General features: G+C 57.7%; 19 protein-coding genes and 1 tRNA gene. 7 read left to right on the top strand and 13 right to left on the bottom strand.

Annotation, left to right across the window (positions count from 1 at the left end):
* Positions 1-1,108: 1,108 nt before the first annotated feature.
* The 3 genes from V7080_RS08025 to V7080_RS08015 form a co-directional block, all read right to left on the bottom strand.
* Positions 1,109-3,988 carry an EAL domain-containing protein gene (locus V7080_RS08025; protein ID WP_334187883.1) on the bottom strand — a complete coding sequence of 960 codons (2,880 nt, stop codon included), beginning with the start codon at positions 3,986-3,988 and terminating at the stop codon, positions 1,109-1,111.
* A 266-nt stretch (positions 3,989-4,254) separates the two neighbouring features.
* Positions 4,255-4,995: an N-acyl amino acid synthase FeeM domain-containing protein gene (locus V7080_RS08020; protein ID WP_334187882.1), complete on the bottom strand. Its 741-nt coding sequence runs from the start codon at positions 4,993-4,995 to the stop codon at positions 4,255-4,257.
* A gap of 476 nt (positions 4,996-5,471) precedes the next feature.
* On the bottom strand, positions 5,472-5,930 hold the full coding sequence (locus tag V7080_RS08015; RefSeq protein ID WP_334187881.1) for a CBS domain-containing protein: 459 nt from the start codon (positions 5,928-5,930) through the stop codon (positions 5,472-5,474).
* 410 nt (positions 5,931-6,340) lie between these two features.
* Here V7080_RS08015 and V7080_RS08010 point away from each other — a divergent pair, with 410 nt between their 5' ends.
* Positions 6,341-6,895 (top strand): hypothetical protein, encoded by a 555-nt coding sequence (locus tag V7080_RS08010; protein WP_334187880.1) that lies wholly within the window; start codon positions 6,341-6,343, stop codon positions 6,893-6,895.
* Between the two features lie 51 nt (positions 6,896-6,946).
* Here V7080_RS08010 and V7080_RS08005 read toward each other — a convergent pair.
* The 5 genes from V7080_RS08005 to V7080_RS07985 all read right to left on the bottom strand — a co-directional run bounded on the left by V7080_RS08005 (position 6,947) and on the right by V7080_RS07985 (position 12,474).
* Positions 6,947-7,042 (bottom strand) — tRNA-Sec (locus V7080_RS08005).
* Positions 7,043-7,079: 37 nt separating this feature from the next.
* A complete protein-coding gene (selB, locus tag V7080_RS08000; RefSeq protein ID WP_334187879.1) occupies positions 7,080-8,978 on the bottom strand; it encodes a selenocysteine-specific translation elongation factor in 1,899 nt (632 codons plus the stop codon).
* The gene (gene selA / locus V7080_RS07995) at positions 8,975-10,372 is read right to left on the bottom strand and encodes an L-seryl-tRNA(Sec) selenium transferase (RefSeq protein WP_334187878.1); all 1,398 of its coding nucleotides are present in this window, start codon (positions 10,370-10,372) and stop codon (positions 8,975-8,977) included. Before selA ends, selB begins: the two co-directional genes overlap by 4 nt.
* Positions 10,373-10,390: 18 nt before the next feature.
* Entirely contained in the window at positions 10,391-10,915 is a 525-nt protein-coding gene (locus V7080_RS07990) for a UGSC family (seleno)protein (RefSeq protein ID WP_334187877.1), read from the bottom strand.
* On the bottom strand, positions 10,912-12,474 hold the full coding sequence (locus tag V7080_RS07985) for a thioredoxin family protein (RefSeq protein WP_334187876.1): 1,563 nt from the start codon (positions 12,472-12,474) through the stop codon (positions 10,912-10,914). The genes V7080_RS07990 and V7080_RS07985 overlap by 4 nt, the downstream gene beginning before the upstream one ends.
* Before the next feature lie 266 nt (positions 12,475-12,740).
* On the opposite strand from V7080_RS07985, the gene V7080_RS07980 reads away from it, so the two are divergent.
* The 5 genes from V7080_RS07980 to V7080_RS07960 all read left to right on the top strand — a co-directional run bounded on the left by V7080_RS07980 (position 12,741) and on the right by V7080_RS07960 (position 18,047).
* A complete protein-coding gene (locus V7080_RS07980; RefSeq protein ID WP_334187875.1) occupies positions 12,741-14,090 on the top strand; it encodes an alpha/beta hydrolase family protein in 1,350 nt (449 codons plus the stop codon).
* Between the two features lie 138 nt (positions 14,091-14,228).
* The gene (locus V7080_RS07975; RefSeq protein WP_334187874.1) at positions 14,229-15,041 is read left to right on the top strand and encodes an MlaE family ABC transporter permease; all 813 of its coding nucleotides are present in this window, start codon (positions 14,229-14,231) and stop codon (positions 15,039-15,041) included.
* Between the two features lie 15 nt (positions 15,042-15,056).
* Positions 15,057-15,998, top strand: a complete 942-nt coding sequence (locus V7080_RS07970) for an MlaD family protein (protein ID WP_334187873.1) — start codon at positions 15,057-15,059, stop codon at positions 15,996-15,998.
* Positions 15,995-16,657 carry a hypothetical protein gene (locus V7080_RS07965; protein ID WP_334187872.1) on the top strand — a complete coding sequence of 221 codons (663 nt, stop codon included), beginning with the start codon at positions 15,995-15,997 and terminating at the stop codon, positions 16,655-16,657. The genes V7080_RS07970 and V7080_RS07965 overlap by 4 nt, the downstream gene beginning before the upstream one ends.
* A gap of 262 nt (positions 16,658-16,919) precedes the next feature.
* A complete protein-coding gene (locus V7080_RS07960) occupies positions 16,920-18,047 on the top strand; it encodes an ABC transporter substrate-binding protein (protein WP_334187871.1) in 1,128 nt (375 codons plus the stop codon).
* A gap of 117 nt (positions 18,048-18,164) precedes the next feature.
* Here the strand turns inward: V7080_RS07960 and V7080_RS07955 are convergent, their stop codons facing one another.
* The 4 genes from V7080_RS07955 to V7080_RS07940 form a co-directional block, all read right to left on the bottom strand.
* Positions 18,165-20,477, bottom strand: a complete 2,313-nt coding sequence (locus tag V7080_RS07955; protein ID WP_334187870.1) for an ATP-dependent DNA helicase — start codon at positions 20,475-20,477, stop codon at positions 18,165-18,167.
* Positions 20,474-22,123, bottom strand: a complete 1,650-nt coding sequence (locus V7080_RS07950) for a VRR-NUC domain-containing protein (protein ID WP_334187869.1) — start codon at positions 22,121-22,123, stop codon at positions 20,474-20,476. The genes V7080_RS07955 and V7080_RS07950 overlap by 4 nt, the downstream gene beginning before the upstream one ends.
* A gap of 567 nt (positions 22,124-22,690) precedes the next feature.
* Positions 22,691-23,005, bottom strand: coding sequence for a DUF3072 domain-containing protein (locus V7080_RS07945; RefSeq protein ID WP_334187868.1), 315 nt, complete (start codon positions 23,003-23,005; stop codon positions 22,691-22,693).
* 159 nt (positions 23,006-23,164) lie between these two features.
* Positions 23,165-23,338 carry a hypothetical protein gene (locus V7080_RS07940; RefSeq protein ID WP_334187867.1) on the bottom strand — a complete coding sequence of 58 codons (174 nt, stop codon included), beginning with the start codon at positions 23,336-23,338 and terminating at the stop codon, positions 23,165-23,167.
* A 300-nt stretch (positions 23,339-23,638) separates the two neighbouring features.
* Here V7080_RS07940 and V7080_RS07935 point away from each other — a divergent pair, with 300 nt between their 5' ends.
* Positions 23,639-24,259 (top strand): class I SAM-dependent methyltransferase, encoded by a 621-nt coding sequence (locus tag V7080_RS07935; protein ID WP_334187866.1) that lies wholly within the window; start codon positions 23,639-23,641, stop codon positions 24,257-24,259.
* 32 nt (positions 24,260-24,291) lie between these two features.
* On the opposite strand, the gene V7080_RS07930 is transcribed toward V7080_RS07935, so the two are convergent.
* A partial coding sequence (locus tag V7080_RS07930) for an alpha/beta hydrolase (RefSeq protein ID WP_334187865.1) occupies positions 24,292-25,306 on the bottom strand: 1,015 nt, incomplete at its 5' end.

Raw genomic sequence — 25,306 nt, 5'->3', positions numbered from 1 at the left:
TTACCTATTGTTTCTTTGTGAGCACTTCAATGTCTTCGTCTCGGCAAAAACGGCTCGCGCCACCTTCGCCTTGCACCTGCCACCAAGCGCCCACATCTATCGAATGTTAATTTTTAAAGAACTCAGATTCGAGACCCATCTGTTTCGATGCATCGGCTGACAAAGCGTCGTGTTCATCAGCACTACAAGAATCTATATGAAGTAGATCGGTGAAAATTCAACTGGAATTCACATCGATTTACGTCGTTTCCATCACCCCAAACCGCACTCGTTGCCGAGCGTTTTTTGCTGCTGTGTTTTGCGACGGGGGCGAACTATAACAAAAACTTTCGTGTCGCTGCAAGTGCTTTTTTTGATGTCGATTTACAGCTTCAACCCGACACTCACTTGCTATTTTGAAGCATGTCCTTCACCGGCAGATGCAAGATAAATTACTTGAACCCAAAACCGAAAAAAGCGTTTACTCCACCTTCAGGTATCCGACACAACTGCATTTTTGCTGCAGTAACGGAACCTACTTCATATAAAGTTTTTCATCCCGATTTCAAGTAGACAACACTGCGAAATCGAACTAAAAAACGCTATGCTTTACTGCTCTTTCCATGCACATCAGCACGTTCACATCACTTATTTTACGAAGTGTTTTGTTGAGTGCTGCGCGACGGGAGGCGAACTATAGCAAACCAATTCAATAGACGCCAAGGAATTTTTGCGACGAAATTTAGATTTCCTTCCGCCGGATCACGAGTGCTGACAAAAATTTCACATAGTGTCCAAATCCTTGCATAAATCACTACGATCAACAGGGATCTCGACTCTGGTCGCTTTATGCAGGAAAACAGACACGTCAGCTAGCACTCGGCAGTGCTTAACCCGGACGTTGATCATTCTATATTGCATAGACCAGCCGGTGCGAGGCGCGAAACTTGTAGACCTCAAAGTGGCCTATGGCCAGATGGAAGACTCGGTGGGACGTACACGCCGCAAGCTTGTTTACAACGCCACTGCGGTCACTAGAAGAACGGGGCAATGCGCTAGTGTCAGCGCAAGACCCCATTCATGGGTTGCCATTTGATAACCTTTGAATGTCTTCCCGGATGATGGGTATTCAGGACTCCACTGGCTTTGGCTGACTCTTGATCCTCGAGCGCTCTTTAGCGCTGATCGGGCGATGCAAAGTCTGCACAAATCTTGCAAGATTCTCGTCCTTGATAAAGCTGGCTGAAGACGTTGCAGCTAGCAATGTCGACGGAGTTTGGGGGCGTGCCACGGCGTAGCCTTGGACGTAGTCAACACCGATTTCGGCCAGCGTCTCTACCGTGGCGTTGTCCTCGGCCCATTCGGCAACGGTTTGCATACCCAGGTTCTTGGCAAGATTCACGATCGCTTCGACGATGGCGATATTCGCCGGATGCGCATTCATGTCCACGATGAAGTTGCCATCGATCTTGAGCAGATCCGCAGGGAATTCCTTCAGGTAAGAGAATGATGTGTATCCGGCGCCGAAATCATCAAGCGCAATCCGCACACCGCAGCTGCGCACTTTGTCGATGAAACGACGGGTGTTGTCGAGATCATGAAGCGCCACGCTTTCGGTAATTTCAAGACACAACCGGCTGGAGATGCGTTCGTTCCTGGCCAGCAGGACAAACGCGTCCTGCACGAACCGCTCGTCGTTCAGGGACGCACCACTGAGATTGACGCAGATAAATTGCGTGTTGAGAAGACTGGCTTCGTTTTCCTCGATCCATGCCAAAGTCGTTGCCAATACCCAGCGGTCGATATCGCCGGTCGCTCCGCTGATTTCGGCTGCTGTAATGATGCGGCCGGCGGGAACGAGACTGCCGTCACGATCGCGCATGCGTAGCAGCACTTCGAAATTCAATGATGCATGCGGCGCTTTCAACGACATGATGGGCTGCATGTCCAGGAAAAGGTAGTCGAGAGCGGTTCCCGCGGCCAGGCGTTCCACCATGGTGAGCTCCGCAGCCCGCTCGCTGAAGACAGTGGCGGTTTTTTCGTAGACCACAAGATGGGCAATCGAATCCCGTTTCGCTTCCCTGCAGGCCCGGTCGGCAGTGGAGACCGCATCCTTGAATGATGTCCCTTGGCCGATCTCGACCAAGCCTATCGTTCCGCGCAACTGGAATGCTTTATCACCGATTCGATAATGCGTTCCGCTTAAACGATCAACGATGTCGTTACAGATCGCCGCCGCTTCCGACAGCGATGTATGGGAAAAGACAATGACGAACTCGTCACCGCCGACGCGACCGACTTTCTGGTTGTCGGTCAACGCATCTTGCACACGTTCGCATACCTGTTTCAGGACTTCATCGCCGGCAACATGCCCATACAACTCATTAATCAATTTGAAGCGGTCCAGGTCCAGATAAGCAAGCGCCAGGCTTGGCGACTTGTGATTGGCCAACTCGCCCAACGCCTTGCTGATTACCTTCTCAATGCCGCGACGGTTGTACACCTTCGTAAGAGGGTCATTATTGGCCATGAATCGCAAGTCCATGATGGCCTTCGACCGCTCGGTCACATCCTGCAGCGAGCCTTCTATCTTTCCACGGGATAAGCGCGCCTTTACCAGAAAGCGCTTGTGGTCGGGCGATGCCGGGTCGGCCTTGTTGCCGATCTCCAGTTCCCCGTCGGTCTGTTGCCCCATGAGATGCGATAACTGCCACCATGAACTCTGGTCGAAATATTGGTCCCAGGCATTGCTTGACGCGTTGGTGATCTTGGCGTCGAGCATGGCGGCCATTGCCGGGTTGACGCTGAGAAATCGCCCTTCGGTATTGGCGGTGAACAATCCGATCGGCATGGCTTCATAGGTATGCTCGAGCGTCGCCTGTGCTTCCAGCCGTGCCTGCTGCGTCGCTCGAATTTGTTCCGCGATAGCGATGGCTGCCAGGAGGCTGGACGATAACGCGGCGGTAACGCTGTTGACGGAACCGATCAGGATTTTGTACCCGAGGGCCGCGCCGATGATTTCAAACACGCTACCGATCAGGGAAACCCCGAGCGACGCCGCGTACCAGATCGCCATCGACGAGGGTGCGATGACCAGAATACGGGCAAGAAGAAAAACAAGCACAGCGGCCAGAACGCTTGCTGCAGTCCAGTAAATCGGCAAGAACGTCTGGTATGACATCGTCAATGACATGACCAGCAGGGGCACGCAAGCCCACTGTGCATAATGCAGCAGGAATGCGTAACCCACTTTTTTGAGGTGGGTACGGAACAGCGTCTTGAACAATGCGATGGTTAATGTGAAATACAGGGCTAGTGTGAACAGCCTTCCGTGGTACAGCCATTGTGCCGGAATGGTTCGTCCCAACCATTGCGTATCCCATCCACCCGACAATGCAGCCATGCGAAGCGAAACGATCAGCCACGCCGCAAACAGCAGATAAGTACGTTCACGGTTGATGTACGCCGTGATGGTCATGAAGAGGGCCAGCATAACGAGGCCGCCGTCCATAAGTCCGGAGTCCCTGAAAAACTCTTCCGTATTCATGCGCAAGCTGGACGCAGACCATTGCGATGCGGAGATGCGTGCCGGTCCGACAAAGGATGCGTGGCAGATGATGCTGACGTCCGTGTTATTGGGATCGAGAGCGAGGGCGAATCCCCCTTTCGCATGCGACATCTTCCCGCTGACGGTGGAACGGCTAGCTGCTCCCAGCTCGAAGCGCGCCTGCGTATCCCAGCAGGCCATGCTTTGGGTGTGGCGTGACGGGAATTCAACCGTCGACGCCCTCCCGTCCGGTAATGGAGGAACGGTGAGGCTGAACCAGAAGGGAACTTCGGACAGCCCTGTATCGAAGTGCGCCACTTCGCGCACCGAGCTCAACTGCGCCAATGCCTTGTCCAGGGTGAGCGGTGAGTTCCCTTCCGGCAGAACGCGTATGGTCAGCGGAAAGGCGTCGCGCTGCGGCTGGTGTTTCTCCCATGCGACCAAGGCGACGACAGAAATCACGAGGATCAGAAACGATAAACATGGCTGGACGAAAAAGCGAGCGCCCGATCAAGAATACGGTGCAACCGTATGCCGCAGTGCTGCCTGCCTTTAGATGAATCGTCCATGTTCGATTGTTTTACGTAACCACGAGTGAATGCCCAAGTAAGAACTTGCTGCCTTCAAACGCTTGCACATAAACCAATCTTTGCGGCAAGACTAATCAAGGCAGCAAAATGTTGCGAAAAATCAATAATAAACGTTTCCGTATGGACGTGCCATTTTTATTACGCTTCAAGGGCATTTCTGACCAGAAAGTTGTTATTTATGCGTATATCTTCATGAAAAGTGCGGAAAAAGAAGTTGTAAAGGGGATGATTCACCCTTCCCCAGCGCGGCTCGATCTGCCCTATCTCAATCGACATGATCCGGTGCGGCATATTGTTGGCATGTTTCAGCGGGACGTAGCCCAGATTGGGGAATACATCATCAAACATAAGCCGCTCATACTGGCGGTCGATCGGCGAACGTCCCGCGACCACGATCCATTCAATTCCGGTCTGGAAACAATAGTGAAGCCCAGCCTTGAACAGAGCCGCCGTGACCAGACGTCCCGCCTGGCTGCCACTGACGCCGAGCCGTGTCGCCTCGCCGAGCGTCCTGGACGCGAGCCAATCGGGCAACGTCACGGACTGTTCCAGCGGAAGCGGCTTGTCGATGTTTGTCTGGAGCCGCATTGTGCCAATCGGCGATCCGTCAAGCTTGGATTCGGCGAGCAGGATGATGACACCAGCCTCTTTGTCGGTCGGCTCTGGCGTCTTTAACTTTTCGGCGAATACAGGAACATGTCGCTGGTAAGCGGCGTGTCGAATATCGACGGCCTTTTGCAATTCATCATCGTTGTGGACCAGCTTGACCGTAAAAGGCAGCTTTTCTTCTTTCATCGCGTATTCAGGAAAAACACCATGAAGCTGTACGTTTGTTTCAGCATGAGCGCGACGAGTGGCGCTAAGCGATAGATCGTTCATTGCATGACTCCTAAAGAAAGCACTACTTTCGGAAAAGGAACTCCAGTCTCAATACATGACACCTTGAATAAGCAGATCGGCTCAGGCTGGGATCCGAACATCATAATGATTGACGGCAAGTCAATTATTGCATCTTATATAAGTTGTTGTTTGGGTAATGTTGCTAAAAAAAGCATTCTTTAAGACAAAATAACAACTAAAGTTGCCTGTTTTTTAATTTTTGCGCGAATTATGGCGCTTTGGTAACGGCAGGACGTTCTTTAGTGGGGGGCGGGGATCGTGCAAGGATGGAGAAGCGCAATCAGATCCGAGTGCCGGATTCGAGATTCATATTGCGTGGAACGTTGGGATACAGGAAGCGGAAAGAAATCTCGCGAAGAGAGGAGCGCAGGCAATGCCGTTAACACCCGCATTGCCCTTGATGCTTTTATAACTCAACCATTTGCGGACGAAGGAAACCGTGGTTTCCGTACTGTTCAATGCTGTGTCGGCTGTTTGCCGGTACTGGGCCGGGATGGCGGTACCGGTGCGGAAATATCTTCCAGGGTGCTATCGGTTTGAGCCGGTTGACGTGTTGCGAGGTCGCCTAACGAAACAACCCCGGCCAACTCCATGTTCCGACTGACGACAGGCAGTCTTCTGATTTGCTGATCGCCCATTTGCTGCAACACTTCACCGACAGTCTGATCTTCAAAGCACCAGAGCACCTGATCGGTCATCACATCGGAGGCACGAACATCCGAGGGCGATTTTCCCTCAGCGACGGCCCGGATGGTAATGTCGCGATCGGTCAGCATGCCAACCAGGCGCTTGCCATCACATACCGGCAGTGCTCCAACATTCAAATCGCGCATCATTTGCGCGGCTTGCGTCAAATTGTCGTCGGGCGACAGCACCGACACTTCTCGCGTCATGACTTCGGAAATCGGTTGCATGGTATTCACCTCACGGTTGCTGAAAACACTATAAAAGCGCTTTGAACATCAGCTTTCCAATGAAGTTTCACGAATCATCCGCTTATTGTATCTAGCAGGTCACGCATCGACATGAAAACCGCGAAACGGACGATTGCCAGATGTGTTTGTACTTCTTACGTATCGCGCATAACGAACCTGGCTGGTTGTTGCGGCGATTCCCGTCAGTGACGACGAGACCGGTGCAGCCCGAAAATATATGCTCCTCGAGCTTCGGAATTCCTCCGTTTCTCTACCAGGCGGACAGAAATGCAACGTATTTGCTTGGCTATATGCATGCTTGTTTTCCTGGCACGATCGATGCATAACACCTGCTCTAACGTGTCGGCCCCTTCGGAAACACGCTTTTCCAATCTTCCAAAGGCATCATCATGAAACCCTTAAACATTCGGACCGTTGCCCGCGGTGCATCGATAGTCATTGCTGTCGCCGTCCTGGCTGCCTGCGGCGGAGGTGACGACGATGACAACATCACAACGGGTGGCACCACGCCCACGCTGCCGGTCGGCGCCACCGGACCGGGACTTACAGGAGGCGCGGGTATCGGCACGGGAACGACCGGCAACGGTGCCGTGGGTAACGGCAACGTCGGCACCGGTGTCGGGTCAACCGGAATCGGCACAACCGGCGGTGGGACGATCGGGACCGGGAACACCGGCACGGGCATCGGCGGACTTGGGACGACCGGCACGGGTTTGGGCACGGTAGGAACAGGCACGATCGGCACCGGTACGGGAGGGATGGGTACGACTGGCAGCGGCGTTATCGGCGGCTCGTTCGGTACCGGCACCAGCGGCTCCGGGCTATCCGGCTTTGGAACAACCGGTTCCGGTTCGAGCGGATTGGGAAGCTCGGGAGTCGGCACCTCGAATACCGGATTCGGGACCGGAACGTCGTCGACAACGACGACGGCAACGCGCTTCTAGAGGAACCAATCGCCGGATCGAGCAGGTAATCGAGTCGTCGACGCCGGGGTTTGGCGGAAGGGAGTGGGAGTCGAACCCACCAGACACGCCTCGCGCGTCTCGCCGGATTTGAAGTCCGGGCGCTCCACCGGGATACGATTCCCTTCCGTTGAACTGCAATCTGCCTGCCACTGGTGGCAGGCGTCTATGAAACCACACTGCGCACGCCGCCAGCATACCGGGTGATGCGCGCACGATCCATGAATTCCAGTACCTCGATCGTCACGTTTCGTCCGATACCGGAGCGGTCGCGGTATGCGGCCGCATCGAAGAGACCGTCTTTCGACTCACTGGCGAGCGTGACGGCAACATCGACAAGTTGATCTATCGCCTCCGGCAGAAAAAAGCGGTTCCTGGACACCCGTACCAAGTGACCAAGATGACTGACTTTGTCGAGGAATACGACAAGCGTCGATAGCGGCATGCCGAGATCCTTCGCAAGCTCGCCGGCCGCCAACGCGCGCAACCCGGCCGCGCGCAACAGGGTGCTCACACGTTCAAGCAGCACGCTATCGGCATCGGTTAGCTTCGGCCGGTGGGTGGCGAGACGCAAGCAAATGCCTTCACGCTTGATGATGCCCTCCTCGCCAAGTGATTTCAATGCGCCCCGCCAGGCCCGCGAGAATGTTCGCATATCGAACCGCTCGGCAAGCGTCGCCTCGGCCGGCCCGACAGCCTCGGGTTGCTCGGCATGAAAACCGACAAGGGCCGCTTCCAGCCGGTGGCGCATCTCCTGCCAGCGCCAGCGCGGCACTGCAAGCACGGCGCCGGCATTGCGGAACCGCGCGATCGGCTTCAGGTTAACAAGCCTGGATGTTTCCTCTTCTGTCAGATTCCATGCGCGTGCGAACCCATCGATTGCCACGCCATCGGCCTGCTCATCAAGCAGGATATCAAGCGCCTCCTGCGGCGTGCCCTTTTCCATGGCGGCCAGGTACGCGAGGCGTTCCGGTTTCGCCCTGCCCCGTGCAGGCCCAAAGGGATCGAGCGCGATGCCGCCGCCGATCGTATGCTGCGCGGACTGGTCACGCAGGATAAACCGATCACCTCGCAGCATATGAATCGGCTCATCCACCACGAGTTGGGCCATTCCCGACTTTCCAGGGACGAGGAGATGCCCCTCCAGCAGTGCCACGCGGGCATTCACCGAAGCGGCACCGCAGTGAAGATGCACCGGCGTCCAATGCACAAGAGGTTTTTCTTGCGAGGAGAGCAACGTGATGCGTGCGTCGCAGCGATATGTCGACATATGCGCCGGCGGTGCGACGATCCAATTGCCCCGTTCGATGGCCGTGCGTTTCAAATCCGTCCCGGCGAGGTTCAACGCACAGCGCCAACCCGCGCTCGCTTCGTTCGCCACGCGATTGTGCACATGGATGCCGCGTACACGTGCCGGCACCCCTTGCGGCGAGACAAGCAGATCGTCGCCGACGCGAATGGTGCCGGAAGCGACTGCGCCGGTGACAACCAAACCGGCTCCGGCCAATGTGAAGCTGCGGTCGACGGCGAGCCGGAAGTTCCCGCCTGATCGCCGTGACGGCAACGTTTGTGCTATCCCGGCAAGATGACTTCGCAAGGCCTCCATGCCGATGCCCAGTGGTGCGGCTACCGGGAAGATTGGCGCCTGGTGCAATGCGGTCGTTTTCAACACGCTTGCCAGCTCTTCTTGCACCTCGGTGCTGCGCGAGGTGGGAACGCGGTCGATCTTGGTCAACGCAATCGCGCCGTGCGTGATGCCGAGCAGGTCGAGTATGGAGAGATGCTCGATGGTTTGCGGCATCGGGCCGTCGTCGGCGGCGACTACCAGCAACGCGAAATCGACGGCGGCGACGCCGACTAGCATATTGCGTATAAAGCGTTCGTGTCCCGGCACATCAACGAAACCGATCGGAATGCCGGTGCCGAGATCGGCATACGCAAAACCCGGTTCGATCGACATGCCGCGCAGTTTCTCTTCTTTCAGGCGATCCGTATCGACGCCCGTCAGCGCCTTCACCAGCGATGTCTTGCCATGGTCGACATGGCCGGCGGTGGCAATGATCACAGGCGAGCCTCGCCGGCGAAGAGCATTCGGAATTCCGCTTCGTCTTCGAGACAACGCAGGTCGAGCAGGAATGCTCCGTCCGAAATGCGCCCGACTACCGGGACAGGCACCCCCCGGAACGCCGCGGCAATCCGGTCGAGCGCCCTTCCCGACGCGCGCTTGCCTCCCTGCGGTGCGATTCGCAGCGCGATGCTCGGCAAGAGGTTTATCGGCAATGAGCCGCTGCCGATCTGGCTTTGGACAGGCAGCATATCGACCACGGCCTGCGCGCCGAGCCACTTCGCTACCGCCGGCATAACCCGCTCGGCCATCGTGGCGATGTCCTCCGGTTGGCGTGTCAGAAGCCGGATCGCCGGCACGCGCTGTGCAAGCCGATCCGGGTCGGCATACAAGCGCAATACCGCGTCCAGGGCAGCGATGGTGAGTTTGTCGCACCGCATTGCGCGTTTCATCGGATTTTTCTTGATGCGCGTGACAAGATCGGCGCGCCCGACGATGATGCCCGCCTGCGGGCCGCCGAGGAGCTTGTCGCCACTGAAGGTGACGATATCCGCGCCGTGCGCCAGCGTCTCCGCCGGCGTCGGTTCATGGGGCAGGCCAAAGCGCGACAGATCGGCGAGGGTCCCGCTGCCGAGATCGACCACGAATGGCAGATTTCTTTCCCTGGCTAACGCCGCTAGCTGCGTTTCTGGGACGGAAGCGGTAAATCCTTCCACCCGGTAGTTGCTGGTATGCGCTTTGAGCAGCAAGGCGGTGCGCGGACCGATCTCATCCCGGTAATCGGTCAGGTGTGTGCGATTGGTGGTGCCGACTTCCCGCAGCTTGCAGCCTGCCCGGGCCATGATGTCCGGCAGGCGGAAAGCGCCGCCAATTTCGACCAGTTCGCCGCGAGAGACGATCACTTCCTTGCGTGACGCAAGGGCGTTGAGCGTCAGAAGCACTGCGGCCGCATTGTTATTGACGACCGTTGCGGCTTCGGCGCCGGTCAGGCGGCGCAACCAGTTTTCCACGTGATCATCACGGTCGCCTCGCTTGCCTGTCGCCAGATCGAATTCGAGATTCGTGGCACCGGAAGCCACCTTCACGATCGCTTCGATGGCTTCGGGCGGCAGGGGAGCCCGTCCGAGATTGGTGTGGAGAACGGTACCGGTAAGGTTAATGACCCTTCGCAGCGATGGCTCGACGATCGCCAGCGACCGTGCCGCAATGGCCGCCGCGATATCCGCATCGGAGCCGCTTTCTCGTGCGGCGCGCCGGGCCGCCAGTTCGTCGCGCGCCGCGCCGACGACGACCATGCGGCCGTGCGCCGATACCAACGCATCCACAGCCGGCCAGCGGAGGACGCTATCGACTGACGGCAGATGAATGCGGCGGGGAAAATCGACCGCACTCATATCCAGCCATCGCCATGATCAGCCCGAGGTGATGCCTCGCAGGATTGCTTCGAGCGCCTGGTCGGCAAGTGCCCGCAACTCGTCATCGGTGCGGTCCTGTATCGGATGGCGCACGAATACCATCGCCGGATCGAAACCCAGCACTTTCGACTGCAGCGCGGCAGCCTGCTCGAACTCGGTGGATGCAATCGCAACTCCCGGAATGCCTCGACTTTCGAGGTCTGCAATGTCATGCATACAGCACGACGTGCAAGACCCTCAGTCGGCCAGTCCTTCGATGACGACATGGCATTCCGACGCGATCTGCTGCTTGAGCGCAGTCGGCGCCACGCGGGTGAAGGTCGGCTTGCGGTAACGCTTGACGCTGACGCCCCGGGTTGCAAGCTGGTCGCTGATACGGTCCAAGAGCACGTTGCCGCGCGCCTTGGATATATCGAGGATGCCGACCGTCAGACCGGCAAGATCCGCGGGGCGCGACAACCGCGCACGCATGGCGGACGACCGCTCCGCCGTGGGATCGAGGAGGATGGTGGGTTCTTTCATTCAAGAATCTCCTTGGTGACAGGGATGGAACCGACCGGACCGGAGGCGGCCCAGCCGGCAATGACAGCGGAAAACAGTCCGGCCGTTCCGCCTGCGCGGACGATCAACAGTCCGCCCGGGCGGAATTTAGGGACCATCGTCCCGGCCATGGCCACCGGCAGGCCTTCCGCAATGCCGCCCGCGCCGACGATCATTTCGTCGCCCGGCAAGAGCAATAGGCGCTCCAATTCTTCGCGCAAGCGTGCCTTGGTCCAGCCGGCTTCGGTGAACACGCGACAGTGCTCGGGCGAGACAACGAGGACGGCGTCGCCGGCCATCGCGAGTTTCGGGTGGTCGACCGCGCGCAGGCACAAGGCGAAGCTGCGCGCGAGAGACTCCGGCGTGCGGGATTTCTGGTCGACGATACCTTGCACGCCTTCGCCGGCAAAGAGCGTCACGGTCGATGTGCCGCGGGCGAATCCGCGTTCGACGGACAACGGCTCCCATGCGCCGTCCTCGGCCTCAGCGAAGCAGAATGTGTATTTGCCGGGCGTGCCTAGGGTGGCGCGGTCGAGTTCGCCGGGGCGGCCGCCGCCGACATTGCGAATCACCAGTTGCAAGGCGCGGCCGATGGTCGCATTGGCGCGGTTGCCCTGCCCCAATGCATTGACCCCGGAGTTCATGCCGATCGCCTTCGCCTTCGGTCCGCTCACGATCACCAGCGGCCCGGCGAACATGGTGGTGCACAGAATGCCGTGCATCGCGAATTCATCGATCAGGGCCGCCTCGACCGCTGCCAGAACCACGGGCATGTATTCCGGTTTGCAGCCGGCCATGACCGCGTTGATGGCGACCTTCTCCACCGTGCATGCCACCAGGTCGGGCGGGACCATACCGATCACTTCGTCCGGTGAACGCGTCGTTCCGGAGAGCATCCGCAGCACGCGTTCGCGCGTCGGCGGCACCACCGGCAATCCATCGGTCCACCCACGTTCGAAACAGGCCTCCAGCAAATCCTCCGACCCGTTGATTTCCACTGGGCGCGATGTGAACACCACGTTTCCGAACCTGACCGACAATTCTTCGGCAAGGCCCGGCTCGAGCGTCTTGGAGCCGCAGCCGGGCCTCACGAGCGGCAAGTCGCTTCCGAGGCCCGGATGTCCGGTCAGGCGCTGCCAGTCTTCCCGATGCCAGCCATAGGTCCGCTCCGCCTCCACGCCGTTTTCGACCCGTATCAGGGTAGGTACGACTTCGACATTGAGGCGATAGGAGTGCTCCAGCGTATCGTCGAATATGACCTTCTCGAGTCCGGCGGCATACCCGGGGTCGTCCTGTACATAGACAGTCACCGGCTTGCCACTCTGCGACAGTTCGCGCAGCAACGGCTCGACCAGCAAGCAGGTAGGACATTCGCGTTTGGCGATGACGACCAGGCCGTCCGGGAGTGGTTTGTTCGAATTCATCTCGATGGCGTTGTTTGATGTGGCGGCCGGGTCGGCCGTCGTGCTGCTGTTCTGTTCGTGACGTGGCGCACCAGCCAAGGGGGCGCCACCCGTAACTTCCCAGATCATACTTGACATTGATGCCATTCGCCCGGACCGGGATTTTGACCCATTTTGAGAGCGAACCACTCCGCGTGCGCGCTGGCTTCGCACCACGGAATGCGCATGGCTGGCGTTCCTCAGTGGCTGATTTCCGGGCCATGCTATATCCGCAAGAGCGATCGGTTGAACCAGGCAGTCAATTACCCGCTTTTGCTGTCATAATTGCAACTATTGTCGTTTAGGCAAGCATGCCAAATAGTCTCGACAATCTTTTCAATTTCAATTGAACCTAAAGGATATGCATGCGCTTGCGGACACCATACACCCTGTGGAAACGCCTTTCGATCGCATTGATGGGCGCCACCCTGCTGGCGAATTGCGGCGGCGAAGACGGAGCAGCCACATCGACTTCCACGCGCGGCCGGGTAATCGGCGCCCCTACGTTGACCGGCACGCTGGCTGCAGCCGACATCGATCGCGTGACCGCCATGTCGGGCGTCCAGGCTCTGACAGGCACCGCACGATGCAACGTCACCTATCGTTCGGTCGAGTACCACACCCAGGGCGGGGCCGGCGAAGCAACCAATGCCACCACCGCATTGCTGATTCCGAGCGGCGCCGATGCCGTGTGCAGCGGGGAGCGCCCGATTCTCATTTATGCACATGGAACGGCAACGCGGCGCGACTTCAACATGGCGCATATACGGAACACGGATGCGCTCGATGTCAGTGCGTTTTTCGCATCGCAAGGCTATATCGTCGTCGCGCCCAACTACGTCGGATATGACCGTTCACGCGCCACTTACCACCCCTACCAGAATGCCGAAGCGCAGGCCATCGATGTGGTGGATGCGCTCCGGGCCGTCAAGTCGGTTTTGTCGTCAACCGGCGCTGTCGCCTCCAGGAAGCTGTTCATCGCCGGCTACTCCCAGGGCGGATTTGTTGCGATGGCGGCCCATCGCGCCATCGAACGCGATTACGCAGCGGAATTCAGCGTGACAGGATCAATGCCGATGTCCGGGTCGTATTCGCTGACCAACTTTGCGAAAACCGTCATCGATGGCAAGGTCAATCTCGGCGCCACTACCCTGATCCCGTTGATCGTCACCAGTTATCAAAAATCATACGGCGGCCTGTATCAACAACCGGACGATTTTTATGAACTTCCCTATGCAGCCACAGTAGAGACATGGTTTCCATCCCTCCTGGATGACAGGGCGCAGGCGGCTCTCCTGCCGGGCAACCTGTTCGACAACGGTGACGGCCAGCCCTTCCTCATCAGGAACGAAACCCGCGATACCCTGCGCGAAGATTTCAGATTGCACCGTTCCAGCCCATTCCGGCAGGCGATCATGCAAAACGACCTGCTGAACTGGACACCGAAAGCCGCGATGGCCTTATGCGGCGCATCCCGGGACAGCATGGTCTATTTCGGCAACACGGTTGAGGCCTCGACTTACTTCGCCACGCGCGGTGTGACGGTACCCGCGTTCGACCTGCGCGATCGAGCCACCTTGCCGGCCGGGCCGTCGGGCGATCTCCTGCATGGCGGGTTTGCGCAGTTGGCGGCGTCCTATCCCGGCGCCGACGACCATTTTCTCGCCCCGCCCTTCTGCTATGCCCTTGCGGCACGGTTCTTTCAATCCTTATAACCGTCAGGCGGAGCGAAAAGAGGTGAGATCCGCAGAATTGCATGCTCACCAATGCATCCTCCCCTCCTCTTCACTTCGCAATCGTGACCGGTCGAAACAATCTTTTTGGGCGGCAGATGCTTGGGCTATCATTCGTCCATGTTTTCAAGCCCTCATACCTACCTCAGACCCCGTCGATGGGAAGCGATCTGCCGCCGTGAGCTGGCGAGCTGGTGGTTCCTGGCGCTCTTTGGCGCCGGCGCGCTCGTCATCGCGCTGTCGCCGTCGACGTACCGTCGCGGCAACCGCATCCTGATCGCTTCGCATATCTACACCAGCACCTGGCGGGTATTGCTCTGGTTCACGCTGGCCAGCATGCTTGTCAGCCTGGTGCTGATCCGAATCGTGGTCGTCACCGCGCTCAGCTACGGGCTGTCGCAATATGCGCTGGAAATGATGGTGCGGGTCCTTGTGCTGGAGCTGATTCCGCTCAGCGCGGCCCTTTTCGTAGCACTGCGCGCCGGGCTTGCATTCAATGCGGGCGCGATTCCGATCGCCACCGACGCGGTCTCCCGGAAGGCATCCGATTCAACACTGAATTTCCATGTGGACGTCGTGCCGGAAGTGATTGCGAACGTCTTTTCCGTCTTCAGCCTTGCCCTGATGAGCAGCGCGGTGGTCCTCGTCCTGGCCTACCTCAACGTCTACGGCCTGTCCCCATGGGGATTGGTAGACTACACCCGCACCGTCGGCCGTGTATTCGATCCGGTCGTTACCATTGGTTTCGCCTTGAAGACCCTGCTTTTCGGCCTGGCAGTGGCCATCATACCAATGGCGGCCATCCTTGAACGTCCGCGCCATGCCGCTGTCGCCCAAGCGTCGCCGTTATCGACGGTGCAGCCCGGCGCGATGCGTCTTTTTTTCATACTGCTCCTGATTGAATCCGGATCGCTTGCAGTCAAGTACATCTAACCCGAGCCTCGCCACATGGAACGTCCGTCCGATCCTTCCGGTTCTCCCGTCCCGGCCAATGTCCAATTCAAGGCTGTCCTGCTGCTGATCCTGATGGCAAGCCTGATCGCGGGCTTCCTGCTGTATGTGATGTATGCGCGGGGCGCATTCGAAAGCACGCAGCGGCTGGTGCTGGTGTCGGATGACTCCGAAGGCGTCATCGTCGGCATGGACATGACCTTTTCCGGATTTCCAATCGGACGTGTCCAACGTGTCGAGCTTGCCCCGGACGGCAGAGCACGCATCCTGATCGATGTTCCTGATAAGGACGCAAAATGGCTGCGGACCACGAGCGTGTTCACGATGGAACGCGGCCTCGTCGGCGAAACCCGCATCCGTGCCTTTTCCGGCGTATTGACCGATCCGCCCCTTCCGCCGAACGCCGAACGTCCGGTCCTGCGGGGCGATACCAATGCCGAGATACCGAGATTGGTGGCAACGGCGCGCGCGTTGCTGGAGAACCTCCAGGCCATGACCGCAACCGAATCCAGCCTCAACACCGGTTTGGCCAACCTGCAGACGGCCACCGCCCGGATGAACGGCCGGTACGGTCTTCTCGGCAGCGCGCTGGGCAGCGACGAAGAAGCAAAAAAACTGATTGTCGCCCTCGAACGCGTCAACACACTGCTCTCCAAGACCGATCAGCGTGTCTTCGGCAAGCAAGGAGTCATGGATGATGCGCAGGCCAGCATCGCACAATTGAACAATGTGCTGGGCGACGCACGATCGACACTGAAGAAGGTCGACGCCGTTCTTGCCGAGGCCCAGGCGGTCGGAGCGAATGCACGCATCGCCACCGATGACCTCGGCACCTTGCGCGCCGAAGTGGAAGCCAGCTTGCGCAAGGTGACGGCGCTGGTCGATGAAGTCAATCGCAAATGGCCGTTCGCCCGCTCTACGGAAATGAAATTGCCATGAAAATCCTGTTTTCTTCCCTTTCACTCCTGCTTGCGACCGTGCTTACAGGATGCTCAAGCACCCCGGCCCCACCTGCCTGGCAGTCGAGTGCTTCATCGTCGCTTCAAAGCTTCTCTTCCGCATACCTGAGTGGCAATACGCGGGTGGCCGACCTCGAGTTCGCACGGGCGCGTACCGAGTTGGCGGCAACCGGCCGCGCCGACCTGGTCGCTCAGGCGGAACTGATTCGCTGCGCAGCACGCGTTGCCAGCCTCGAGATCGGGCCGTGCACCGGCTTCCAGGCGATCGCGGATGATGTCGGGCCGGCGGAACGCACCTATGCCGCATACATTGCCGGGCGTTGGCAAGATGTCGACCCCGCATTGCTGCCGGCTCATCACCGCGCTGTGGTAAATGGGCCTGGAGCCGGCAAAACTATTCTCGGCGATATCGAAGACCCGTTTTCCCGCCTGGTCGCGGCCGGCGCGTTGCTGCAGTATGGACGACTGACGCCTGCCGATATGGAAATCGCGACCGAGACTGCCTCGTCCCAGGGATGGCGCAGGCCGCTGCTCGCCTGGCTTGGCGTGCAAGCTCAGCGTGCCCAGCAAGCCGGCGCGCTGGATGCCTACGCGCGCATCCAGCGCCGCATCGAACTTGTTTCCGGCAAGCCGAAATAAACGTCGGCGCCTGACCGCTTTTCCTGACATCCCATCGGTCGCAGATCGCTGGGCATCCCGCTCGCCAACCCCATGCATGTGAACGTCCTGTCTCATTTCTACCGCTAGAGCAGTCGCTCCAAACCAAATATTGCTTAAAGGAAAATTATTTGATAATTTCCCGGCTGGGTATTTACCTTAAACATTTCTTCGTCCTTCGCGGCGTGGTTATGCCCTGAAAAAAAGAAGCGATTACCGAAACGGCAGTATTCGAGGAGACAAAATGTTGGTCAGAAGCGTCATTGCAGCACTCTATGCAGTTTGCGTCGTTAATACCGCGCAAGCGGGAGAAGTCAGGATCGGATCCGTACTGGGGCTGACCGGCCCGAACGCCACGACAGGAGTCGAAGGTACCGCGGTGGTGAGCGGCTACTTTGACATGATCAATGATAAGGGCGGCATCAACGGCAATACCCTGAAGCGCGTAATCAAGGACGACCAATACGATCCGAAAAAGACGGCCGGGCTGGTGGAAGAAGCGATCACGAAGGACAACGTCGTCGCCATGATGAATGCGGTGGGAACCGCCAATACGATCGGCATTATCAAATCCGGCGTGCTTGCCAAGCACAAGGTGCCCCTGGTTGGCGTGTTCAGCGGCGCGGAGGTTATCCGCGGCCCCGGATCGGAGATGATTTTCCATACCCGCGCAACGTATACGGACGAGATCATGAAGATATCGCGCCTCGTGTCGACCGTCGGCTTGAAGCGCGTGGCAGTTCTGTACCAGGACGATGGTTTTGGTGCCGGAATCAATCAAAGCATCGCCAAGGCTGCGGAACAGTTCAAATTCGAGGTCATCAATAAAACCCCCTACAAGCCGGGCGAAACCGACTTCGCCCAGCACGCCAAACAAATCATCGACGCAAAGCCGCAGGCGATCTTCCTGATGGGCGTACCGGAAGCCGTCATCCGGTTCATGCGGATGTATGACGCACCGGTTGGCGCCGCACAAATCTTCACCTTGTCCTTCGTGCCGGTCAAGGCACTGGTCGAGGCGGCGGGCGACAAGCGTGTTCGCGGGATGGGTATCAGCCAGGTCGTTCCCAATCCGGAGTCGACCTCCCTGCCGCTGGCGAAGGATTTCCAGGCGTTCCTGAAAAGCAGCTACGGCAAAGGCATCAGCTCGAATGCCACCAATTTTGAAACGTATATGAACTCGCGCCTGCTTGTGGAAGCGATTCGGATGGCAGGCCCCAATCCCACCTCCGAAAAAATCACCAAGGCATTGACGTCCATGGATAGCTTCAGGCTCGGCGGCCATCCGATCAGCTTCACCGAAACCAACCGCAACGGGTCTCAATACCTGGATATCGGCGTAATCGGGGCAACCGGCCGACTCTACTATTAGAAACAAAGATGCCCGGGAGGCGGAGATGCGGGAAATGGTACGAAGGACGCCCGCCTCCAGCATGACCGGCGCCGCGGCGGGACGTCAGCAACGGATTTCGTCGGCTTACGCATCGATCTAACCGCCGGTCGTATCGCTCGTTTCATGACGAGAAGTGGTCGCACTGCCCTTCTCGACGTGCCACCAGCGCGGCAGAAGGTCGAGTACCTCCGGCCGCGCAAATCGATCGTCAATCAGAAACACGCTGCCGCGATCCGACTGTGTCCGTATTACCCGTCCGGCAGCCTGGACAACCTTTTGCAGCCCGGGATACAGATACGCATAGTTGTAACCGGCGCCAAAAATCGTTTGCATCCGTTCGCGAATCTGCTCGTTGACCGGATTTATCTGCGGCAGTCCGAGTGTCGCGACGAACGCACCGATCAGCCGATTGCCCGGCAGGTCGATACCTTCCGCGAACGGGCCGCCCAGTACCGCGAATCCGATCCCCGCGCTGCCCTGGTCAAAGCGTTCAAGGAATTGCGTCCGTTCGTTCTCATGCATGTTGCGGGCCTGTTCCCAGATCGGTATATGCGTATGGCGCATGCGGAAAAGTTCGGCGACCTTCTGCAAATATTCGAAGCTGCTGAAGAAAGCCAGATAATTTCCAGGACGTTTATCGAATTGTCCTGCGATCAGCGACACGATCGCGGAAAGCGATTGGTCGCGATGCTGATAGCGGGTAGAAATGTCCCCGGCAATGTGCACCGATAGCTGCTCCGCCTTGAAAGGCGACTCGACGTCGATGTAAGCGGTGGTTTCAGGCAAACCCAGCATATCGGTGAAGTAATTCCAAGGGCTCATGGTCGCGGAAAACAAGGTCGCCGATCGGGCTTCGGCAAAACGTGGCGCGAGAAATCGTGCCGGAACGACATTGCGGATGCAGAGGACCGACCGGCGTGAACGACCATAGGTTCCGATCGTGATGTCGAACAGCGAGTTCGCATCAAAGGTTTCCTGCAAGCGTGAAAAATGCAGCGCGTTGAAGTAGAAATCCAGCAGATCGCTGTCGACGTGGCCTGGATTTTCTGCGGAGTAGTCGGTCATCGCGCCGGTCGCGAGTTTCAGCGCCCGGACGAACGCGTCCGGTATGTCCGGATAGGCATGGTAGGCATCCTGCTGTTCCTTGTTGAGTGCGTTCCAGCTCCGGTTCAGCTTGTCGAGGCTCGGCTTCAACTTATCCGGCGCCGATTGACGAAGAAAATGCAGCGCCGTCTGGTTAAGCTCCGCCGTGTACATTTTTCGCGCGCGTTCCACCAGGTTATGCGCCTCGTCGATCAGTACGCCCACGCGCCACTGATTCGCCGCGGTCAGGGCGTAGAGCAAGGCGCTGCTGTCGAAGTAGTAGTTGTAGTCGCCGACCACGACGTCGCACCAGCGTGCCAGATCCTGGCTCAGGTAATAAGGGCAGACCTGATGTTCCAGAGCGACGGTCCGCAGTGTGTCGCGGTCGAGTGCCGTTCTCTGTCCGACGCTCAGTGCCGATGCGCGTGCCTTCGGCAAGCGGTCATAAAAGCCCTCCGCCAACGGGCAGGATTCACCATGGCAGGCTTTATCCGGATGTTCGCATGCCTTGTCGCGGGCAATCAGTTCGAGAACGCGCATGGGCAAGTCAGGCTCGCCCTGCCGGATCCTTGCGAGTGCTTCCAATGCGATGCGCCGCCCCGGTGTTTTTGCCGCGAGAAAGAAGATCTTGTCGATGTCCTTTCTCGGACTGGCTTTCAGTAACGGGAACAGGACGCCGATGGTTTTACCGATTCCCGTCGGCGCCTCCGCCATCAGGCAACGGTCCGTGCTGGCCGCCCGGAATACCGACTCGGCCAGATAGCGCTGGCCTTCACGAAATTCACCGTGCGGAAAGCGCAGTGCGGTGAGAGCGGCATCGCGCGCAGACCGGTGCTGCAGTTCCTGCTCCGCCCAGGACAAGAAGCGCTCGCACTGCTCCTCAAAATACGTCTTCAGGTCCGCCGCGGTGTGCGGTTGTTCAAGGATGGTTTCGTGCTGCGTCGCGATATTGAAATAGACGAGCGCAAGTGTCACCCGCTCCAGGCCCAGTTTTTCGCATAGGAGGTATCCATATACTTTCACCTGTGCCCAGTGCAGCGAACGATGATTTCCGGGCATGGACGCCAGGTCGCCAAGGTGGGTCTTGATTTCCTCCACCCGGTTTTGAACCGGATCATAGCCATCGGCACGTCCGCTTACCAGCAGATGCTTATAGACGAAGGAAAGCGGCACCTCCCGCTGATAGCTTTCCGCACGACGAGCCGTCACGACAGAATGTCCCGCGATTCCTTCCTGCGCGGTCGGCGACGGCGTGAAGCGCAGATCCAGGTCGCCCTCCTTGGCTGTGAACTCGGTCAGGGCCCGCACCGCGACACGGTATGTCACGCCGGCTCCTTCATCCAGTCCACATAGCACACGCCGACGGGTATCTCATGGGTAACGCAATACTCCAGCCAGCGAACCTGGTTGTCCTGGAGGCGATCATTTGGCGCCTTCACTTCGATCATGCGGTAGCGGCGCTCGGCGGGCCAGAACTGGATCAGATCTGGCAAGCCGGCGCGATTGGCCTTGATATCCAGCAGCTTTCGCTCGAACAGCTTCTTCAGATGGCTCGCAGGAATGCAATCCAGGGTGAGGTTGAGCAATTCGACACTTAAGTTGCCCCACGAGACGAAGGGCGATTGCAATCCCCATTTCACCGCGAAGTGATGCCGGATGGTCTGCCTGTATTCGTCCGAGTCAAGTTGTGCCAGGCATGTGGCGAACAGATGTTCGCGCCTTTGATGGAAGTCCGCACGATACAAATCTGCCGGACCGCTGTGAAATGGATGGAAGAACGCACCAGGCAAGGGTGCGAAGATGGCAGTCCAGCACAGCAGGCCGAACAGGGAATTGATGAGTGTATTTTCCACATAAAAGACCGGCGCATCGGGGGCAGCCAGGTGGCCTGCAACCAGCAATTCGACCGAGTAAGCCGCAGCGGGTTGGACCAAGGTCAAATCAATACGATCGACGGCAGGTATGGCGCGCCGGCCGATCTTTTCCAGGCCGAGTTTCCGCTGAAGCCTCGGCAGGATGCGCATGAGTTGCTGCAATTCCGCCTCGCTTTCCGGCTTGCGCTCCGCTTCCTGTGCCAGTGCATAGGCCAGGTCGATTTTCCCGCTGCGCTCCAGGATTCGAACCACGCGAATACGCGCACCCGGATAGGCGCAGGACGAATAGGCAAGCAGCGCATTGTCGGTTTCGCCGTCGCGTTCCTGCTGTTGCGCGATCATGAGCAGCAGCCTTGCCCTCCGGCTTTCCAGCCAATCATTGCCGGCAACACGGTCGGGCATATCGGACAGGACGGCGCCTGCGGCCTCACCCGCCTCCAGACGTTCCCGGAGCTTATGAAGCCGAAGGTAGCAATCAATGTCTTCGGGCGACTGGAATGCATGCGATGCCATCGTCAGATCAACTGTTTCGTACTTGTTGATGCCGAGATCGGACAACGTGAATTCGGACCAATCCTGCGCGCAGTTGCCAAAGTACATCAGCTTCAACCGCTCGCACAACGGCTCGATCATGACTTGATACGCGCAGTCATCCGACTCCGGATACCACTCGGCGAAGCAGCGCGGCGTGCTGTATTCCGGGCGCAACGCGTCAAGCAACGCCGCTTTCTTCTCAGAAGCTCTCGTGCGAGGCAGACGGAAGGCGGACAAAACTTCGGACTTGGTCAAAAGGCTAAATACCTGGTCAAGCGATAAGGGGAAATGTTCGCTGACCCATCCCTGCTCCACCAGCGGCCTCACCGCCGTGCGGGCGCAACCGATTTCGTCATAGCACAGGCGGCTGGCCCGGAACACCGGCCCTTTGCGCATCACCATCCGGACAAGCAGCGCTCGGGATGCCTGCGGCATGGCGACAAGGCGTTCGACGAATCGATGCTCGTCGTGGCTCAGCAGGTGGCTGTAGCGGCCACGAACCCACTCCACTATCTGGTGAAAATTATCGAGATAGTAAAAAGGATTGTCGAGCAAGTGCGGCATCGTGCAGTGGCGTGAGGAAATCGGGGTTTGCGGTGCTTATCGCGGAACTGCCGTCTGGCTTTGAAGTACTGGAATGCACATTATCCACGGCAGGAACTGCATTGTTTCCCGATGGATTGTACCAATCGATCGGGAAGTTCGATCTCTGCAATGATGTTTGAGCCCGATGATGTCTATGGCCCGAACGCGTGCGCATCCTCGGCGACGTTTCGCTTCGGCTCTTCGGAATTGCATGTTTGGGTTTGCGGGAGAAAAGCGAGTTTGATACCTGGAGGTCGCTGTCCAACCAGGACGCCGATAAGCAATGGCAAGAGCTTTGTTGGTATCAAACCATGTCGGCTCAATTTTTGGCCGGCCACGATTTCGCGTGATCGCGAGGCTTTGGTCGAGCGTTGCCGGTTGATACCTGAAGATCAGTGCCCACTTGCGCGCCCGATAAAGCATTCGCGGATTTGCAAGATTGGCTATCCGGATTCAATGCGCTGTTGACAAAGAGAATCCGGATAGCTTCCGCATAATCATCCGAAGCGGCGTGCCAGAGGACAGTCACTACGTCTGTTCAGGCAATCACTGCTTTTGATTGCCGTCCGGCTGACCGCGCCCGGTCTTTTCCTGCAGTTCATTGATACGCTCGGACGCTTCAGCTTTCGTAAGGTTTTCATCCAGGTCTTCGTGCGCCTCCTCTGAAAGCGTTTTCAGGTAAGACTTCTGGGCGCCTGTCATCGGCTCGCCCCCTGTAGTCCAGTTCTTCGGGTCCTTCACCATGTTGCTGTTTTCTGCTTCTGCCTGAGTTTGCTTATCCATGCCGATCTCCATTTGAAACATCAGTTCTAGATGGGAAACACGTCGTATCCCATGCACTGTATATGCATACAGCTCCATGGAGTTCTGCCTGATCGAATGGTTCCTCGAACCTCGCTGCCCGTTGAAGGAAAATCATCGGCAATCCGCATCCTCGCCACATGCTTGGACGCTTCCTTCCCTTTCGCAAGAGATACAAACACCGCTTGCCCGTGAAGACCGAAACAGCTTCTCTCCATCTCATGCCGATTTACTGCTTTCGTTATCCTGGATATTTTCTGATTGCGGTCCTTGATTCTCCTGGGTCTTTCCACCTGCCGCTGCTTCCACCTGCTTCTTCAGCTGATCGCCGTGCACCTTTATTTCTTCGTCTGCAGGCTGTGCAAGCCGCGTATCGCCGGATGGGGTTTTCATGATGTACCTTTCCTTGGGATGTCTTATTTTTATAGGCACGGCCGCAGCAAGTTAGTTCGCAGCCGATCCCGGATGATATTCAGGCAGCGATGATCGAACATCAAAAGTCGTAAACAGTCTTTAATGATTCCGGGCAACTTCACCCGACATAGCGCCAGAATTTATTTTTTATCAATCTTGTCATTTCTTGTCGCCGTAGGATCACTTCAACCAGGTTCTCTTGCTTTCCCAGTTCTCGTAGAAGCGACGAGTGCTTGCAGGCCATTCTCTTGCATACGATTCTTCATTCACGAGGAAAACATGCCATCACGCGACAAGTCCACCCTATTCTTTGAACAGCGCCGCAATGCATTGAAAGTATGCGCCGTCGCTTTTGCGTCCGGTTTTACCAGCCTTCCTGCGATTGCACAGTACGCGACACCACCGGTGCTCGATGTTCCCTATGTGCCGACGCCGCAACCCGTCGTTGACAAGATGCTGGAAATGGCGAAGGTCTCTAAAAAAGACCTGCTGTACGATCTCGGGTGTGGCGACGGGCGCATGGTCGTCACGGCCGCAAAGAAATACGGTGCGCGCGGCATCGGCATCGATATCGATCCGAAACGAATATCGGACGCAAAAGCCAACGCGAAGAAGGCGGGTGTCACAAACAGGACAAAATTTACGGTCGGCGACCTGTTCCAGTCGGATTTATCCGACGCCACGGTCGTGACACTGTACCTGCTCAACAGTATTAATCGAAAGCTGCGCCCGCAATTATGGGAGCAACTGAAGGTGGGTACTCGTGTGGTATCTCACTCATTCGACATGGGTGACGAGTGGCCGCCGGAAAGGACGGAAGTGGTCGACGGCAGCACGATTTACTACTGGACAATTACGGATGCGCAAAAGAAAGCGGTCGGTAAGTCGATTACTTCATAGGCCCCCCCCGTCCCGCCGTCCATACGATGGCGTTAGAAATCATTACTGCTTTGGCGTGGACGGAGAGGCTGGGAGCCCGCCATCATCGATATCACTTGGTCCCATTGTACAACGCTCATTGCGTCGAACCAGTCATTGTGGCCCGCTCCAAGTAGCTCCAGATAGTGTACGCCGGTGTGTGAGCCAGCCAATGTCCTTGCATGCGCGACTGGAATCAGCGTGTCATTCTCTGCTCCGATGACGACAATGTTTCCCGGATAGTGCTTTAGCGCATCAATCGTGTCCAGTCGCGCCCGCAAGAGTAAAGAGAGAGGGATGCCGGCAAAATTTTCGTTAACCAACGCAGCCAGATTTTCCCATGGGGTAATCAGAACCAATCCTTCAAAACCGGCGGGATTGGATGTGGCCACTTGTGCCGCTATCCCGGCGCCAAGCGACTCACCCATCAAATACATCGGACCGGGCCATCTTGCGCGTGCACTTTCCGCATCATGCGAACTGGACTCTATCGCGCTGGGCAGGGAAGCATGCCCGCTTCGAGCGCCAAAGCCTGGATATTCATGGAGTACGACTCGGTATCCGTAGGTTGTCAAGCGATGAGCATAGGCAGCCCGGTACTGCGCGGCGCCGGCGTTCCCATGAAAAAACAGGATCGTTCCCTTCGCTTGGGAGGCGGGCTCGAACACCAGACCTCGATAGATTCCCCCGTCGCTCCATGGAACAGATCCTGCCACAGCAAGATCTGCCCGGCGCGGATCATCCGGCATGGGAAACAGCATCAACCTGTCCTGGATGAGATATAGACCGAGTAATGCGGAGAAGACAATCGCGGTGATCAAGATGGCCAGTTTCATGCCGACGTGCCGTCGAGTATTGAAGGGAATGAAATAGGATGCGACTTGCTGAAGCAGCGGGTTATGTAGCCACGCTTTGAAATGATTATATGACTGCTGATCGCCAGTACGGGACTGTTTTGTATTTATGGGTAGGCCGCACTGAGGCGAGGCGAACTGTGGAAGCTGTGTAAGCTGTGGCGATGGTGTGCGT

Source organism: Noviherbaspirillum sp., from assembly GCF_036846085.1.
In the GTDB taxonomy this organism is placed as follows: Bacteria; Pseudomonadota; Gammaproteobacteria; order Burkholderiales; family Burkholderiaceae_D; genus Noviherbaspirillum.
This window is presented reverse-complemented; position numbering and strand designations above follow the sequence as displayed.

Coding starts and splice junctions, on each gene's coding strand:
- V7080_RS08020 (WP_334187882.1), bottom strand. CDS start 4,995: ATGAACGATCTATCGCTTAGCGCCACTCGTCGCGCTCATGCTGAAACA.
- V7080_RS08015 (WP_334187881.1), bottom strand. CDS start 5,930: ATGCAACCGATTTCCGAAGTCATGACGCGAGAAGTGTCGGTGCTGTCG.
- V7080_RS08010 (WP_334187880.1), top strand. CDS start 6,341: ATGAAACCCTTAAACATTCGGACCGTTGCCCGCGGTGCATCGATAGTC.
- selA (WP_334187878.1), bottom strand. CDS start 10,372: ATGAGTGCGGTCGATTTTCCCCGCCGCATTCATCTGCCGTCAGTCGAT.
- V7080_RS07985 (WP_334187876.1), bottom strand. CDS start 12,474: ATGTCAAGTATGATCTGGGAAGTTACGGGTGGCGCCCCCTTGGCTGGT.
- V7080_RS07980 (WP_334187875.1), top strand. CDS start 12,741: ATGCGCTTGCGGACACCATACACCCTGTGGAAACGCCTTTCGATCGCA.
- V7080_RS07975 (WP_334187874.1), top strand. CDS start 14,229: ATGTTTTCAAGCCCTCATACCTACCTCAGACCCCGTCGATGGGAAGCG.
- V7080_RS07970 (WP_334187873.1), top strand. CDS start 15,057: ATGGAACGTCCGTCCGATCCTTCCGGTTCTCCCGTCCCGGCCAATGTC.
- V7080_RS07965 (WP_334187872.1), top strand. CDS start 15,995: ATGAAAATCCTGTTTTCTTCCCTTTCACTCCTGCTTGCGACCGTGCTT.
- V7080_RS07960 (WP_334187871.1), top strand. CDS start 16,920: ATGTTGGTCAGAAGCGTCATTGCAGCACTCTATGCAGTTTGCGTCGTT.
- V7080_RS07950 (WP_334187869.1), bottom strand. CDS start 22,123: ATGCCGCACTTGCTCGACAATCCTTTTTACTATCTCGATAATTTTCAC.
- V7080_RS07945 (WP_334187868.1), bottom strand. CDS start 23,005: ATGGAGCTGTATGCATATACAGTGCATGGGATACGACGTGTTTCCCAT.
- V7080_RS07940 (WP_334187867.1), bottom strand. CDS start 23,338: ATGAAAACCCCATCCGGCGATACGCGGCTTGCACAGCCTGCAGACGAA.
- V7080_RS07935 (WP_334187866.1), top strand. CDS start 23,639: ATGCCATCACGCGACAAGTCCACCCTATTCTTTGAACAGCGCCGCAAT.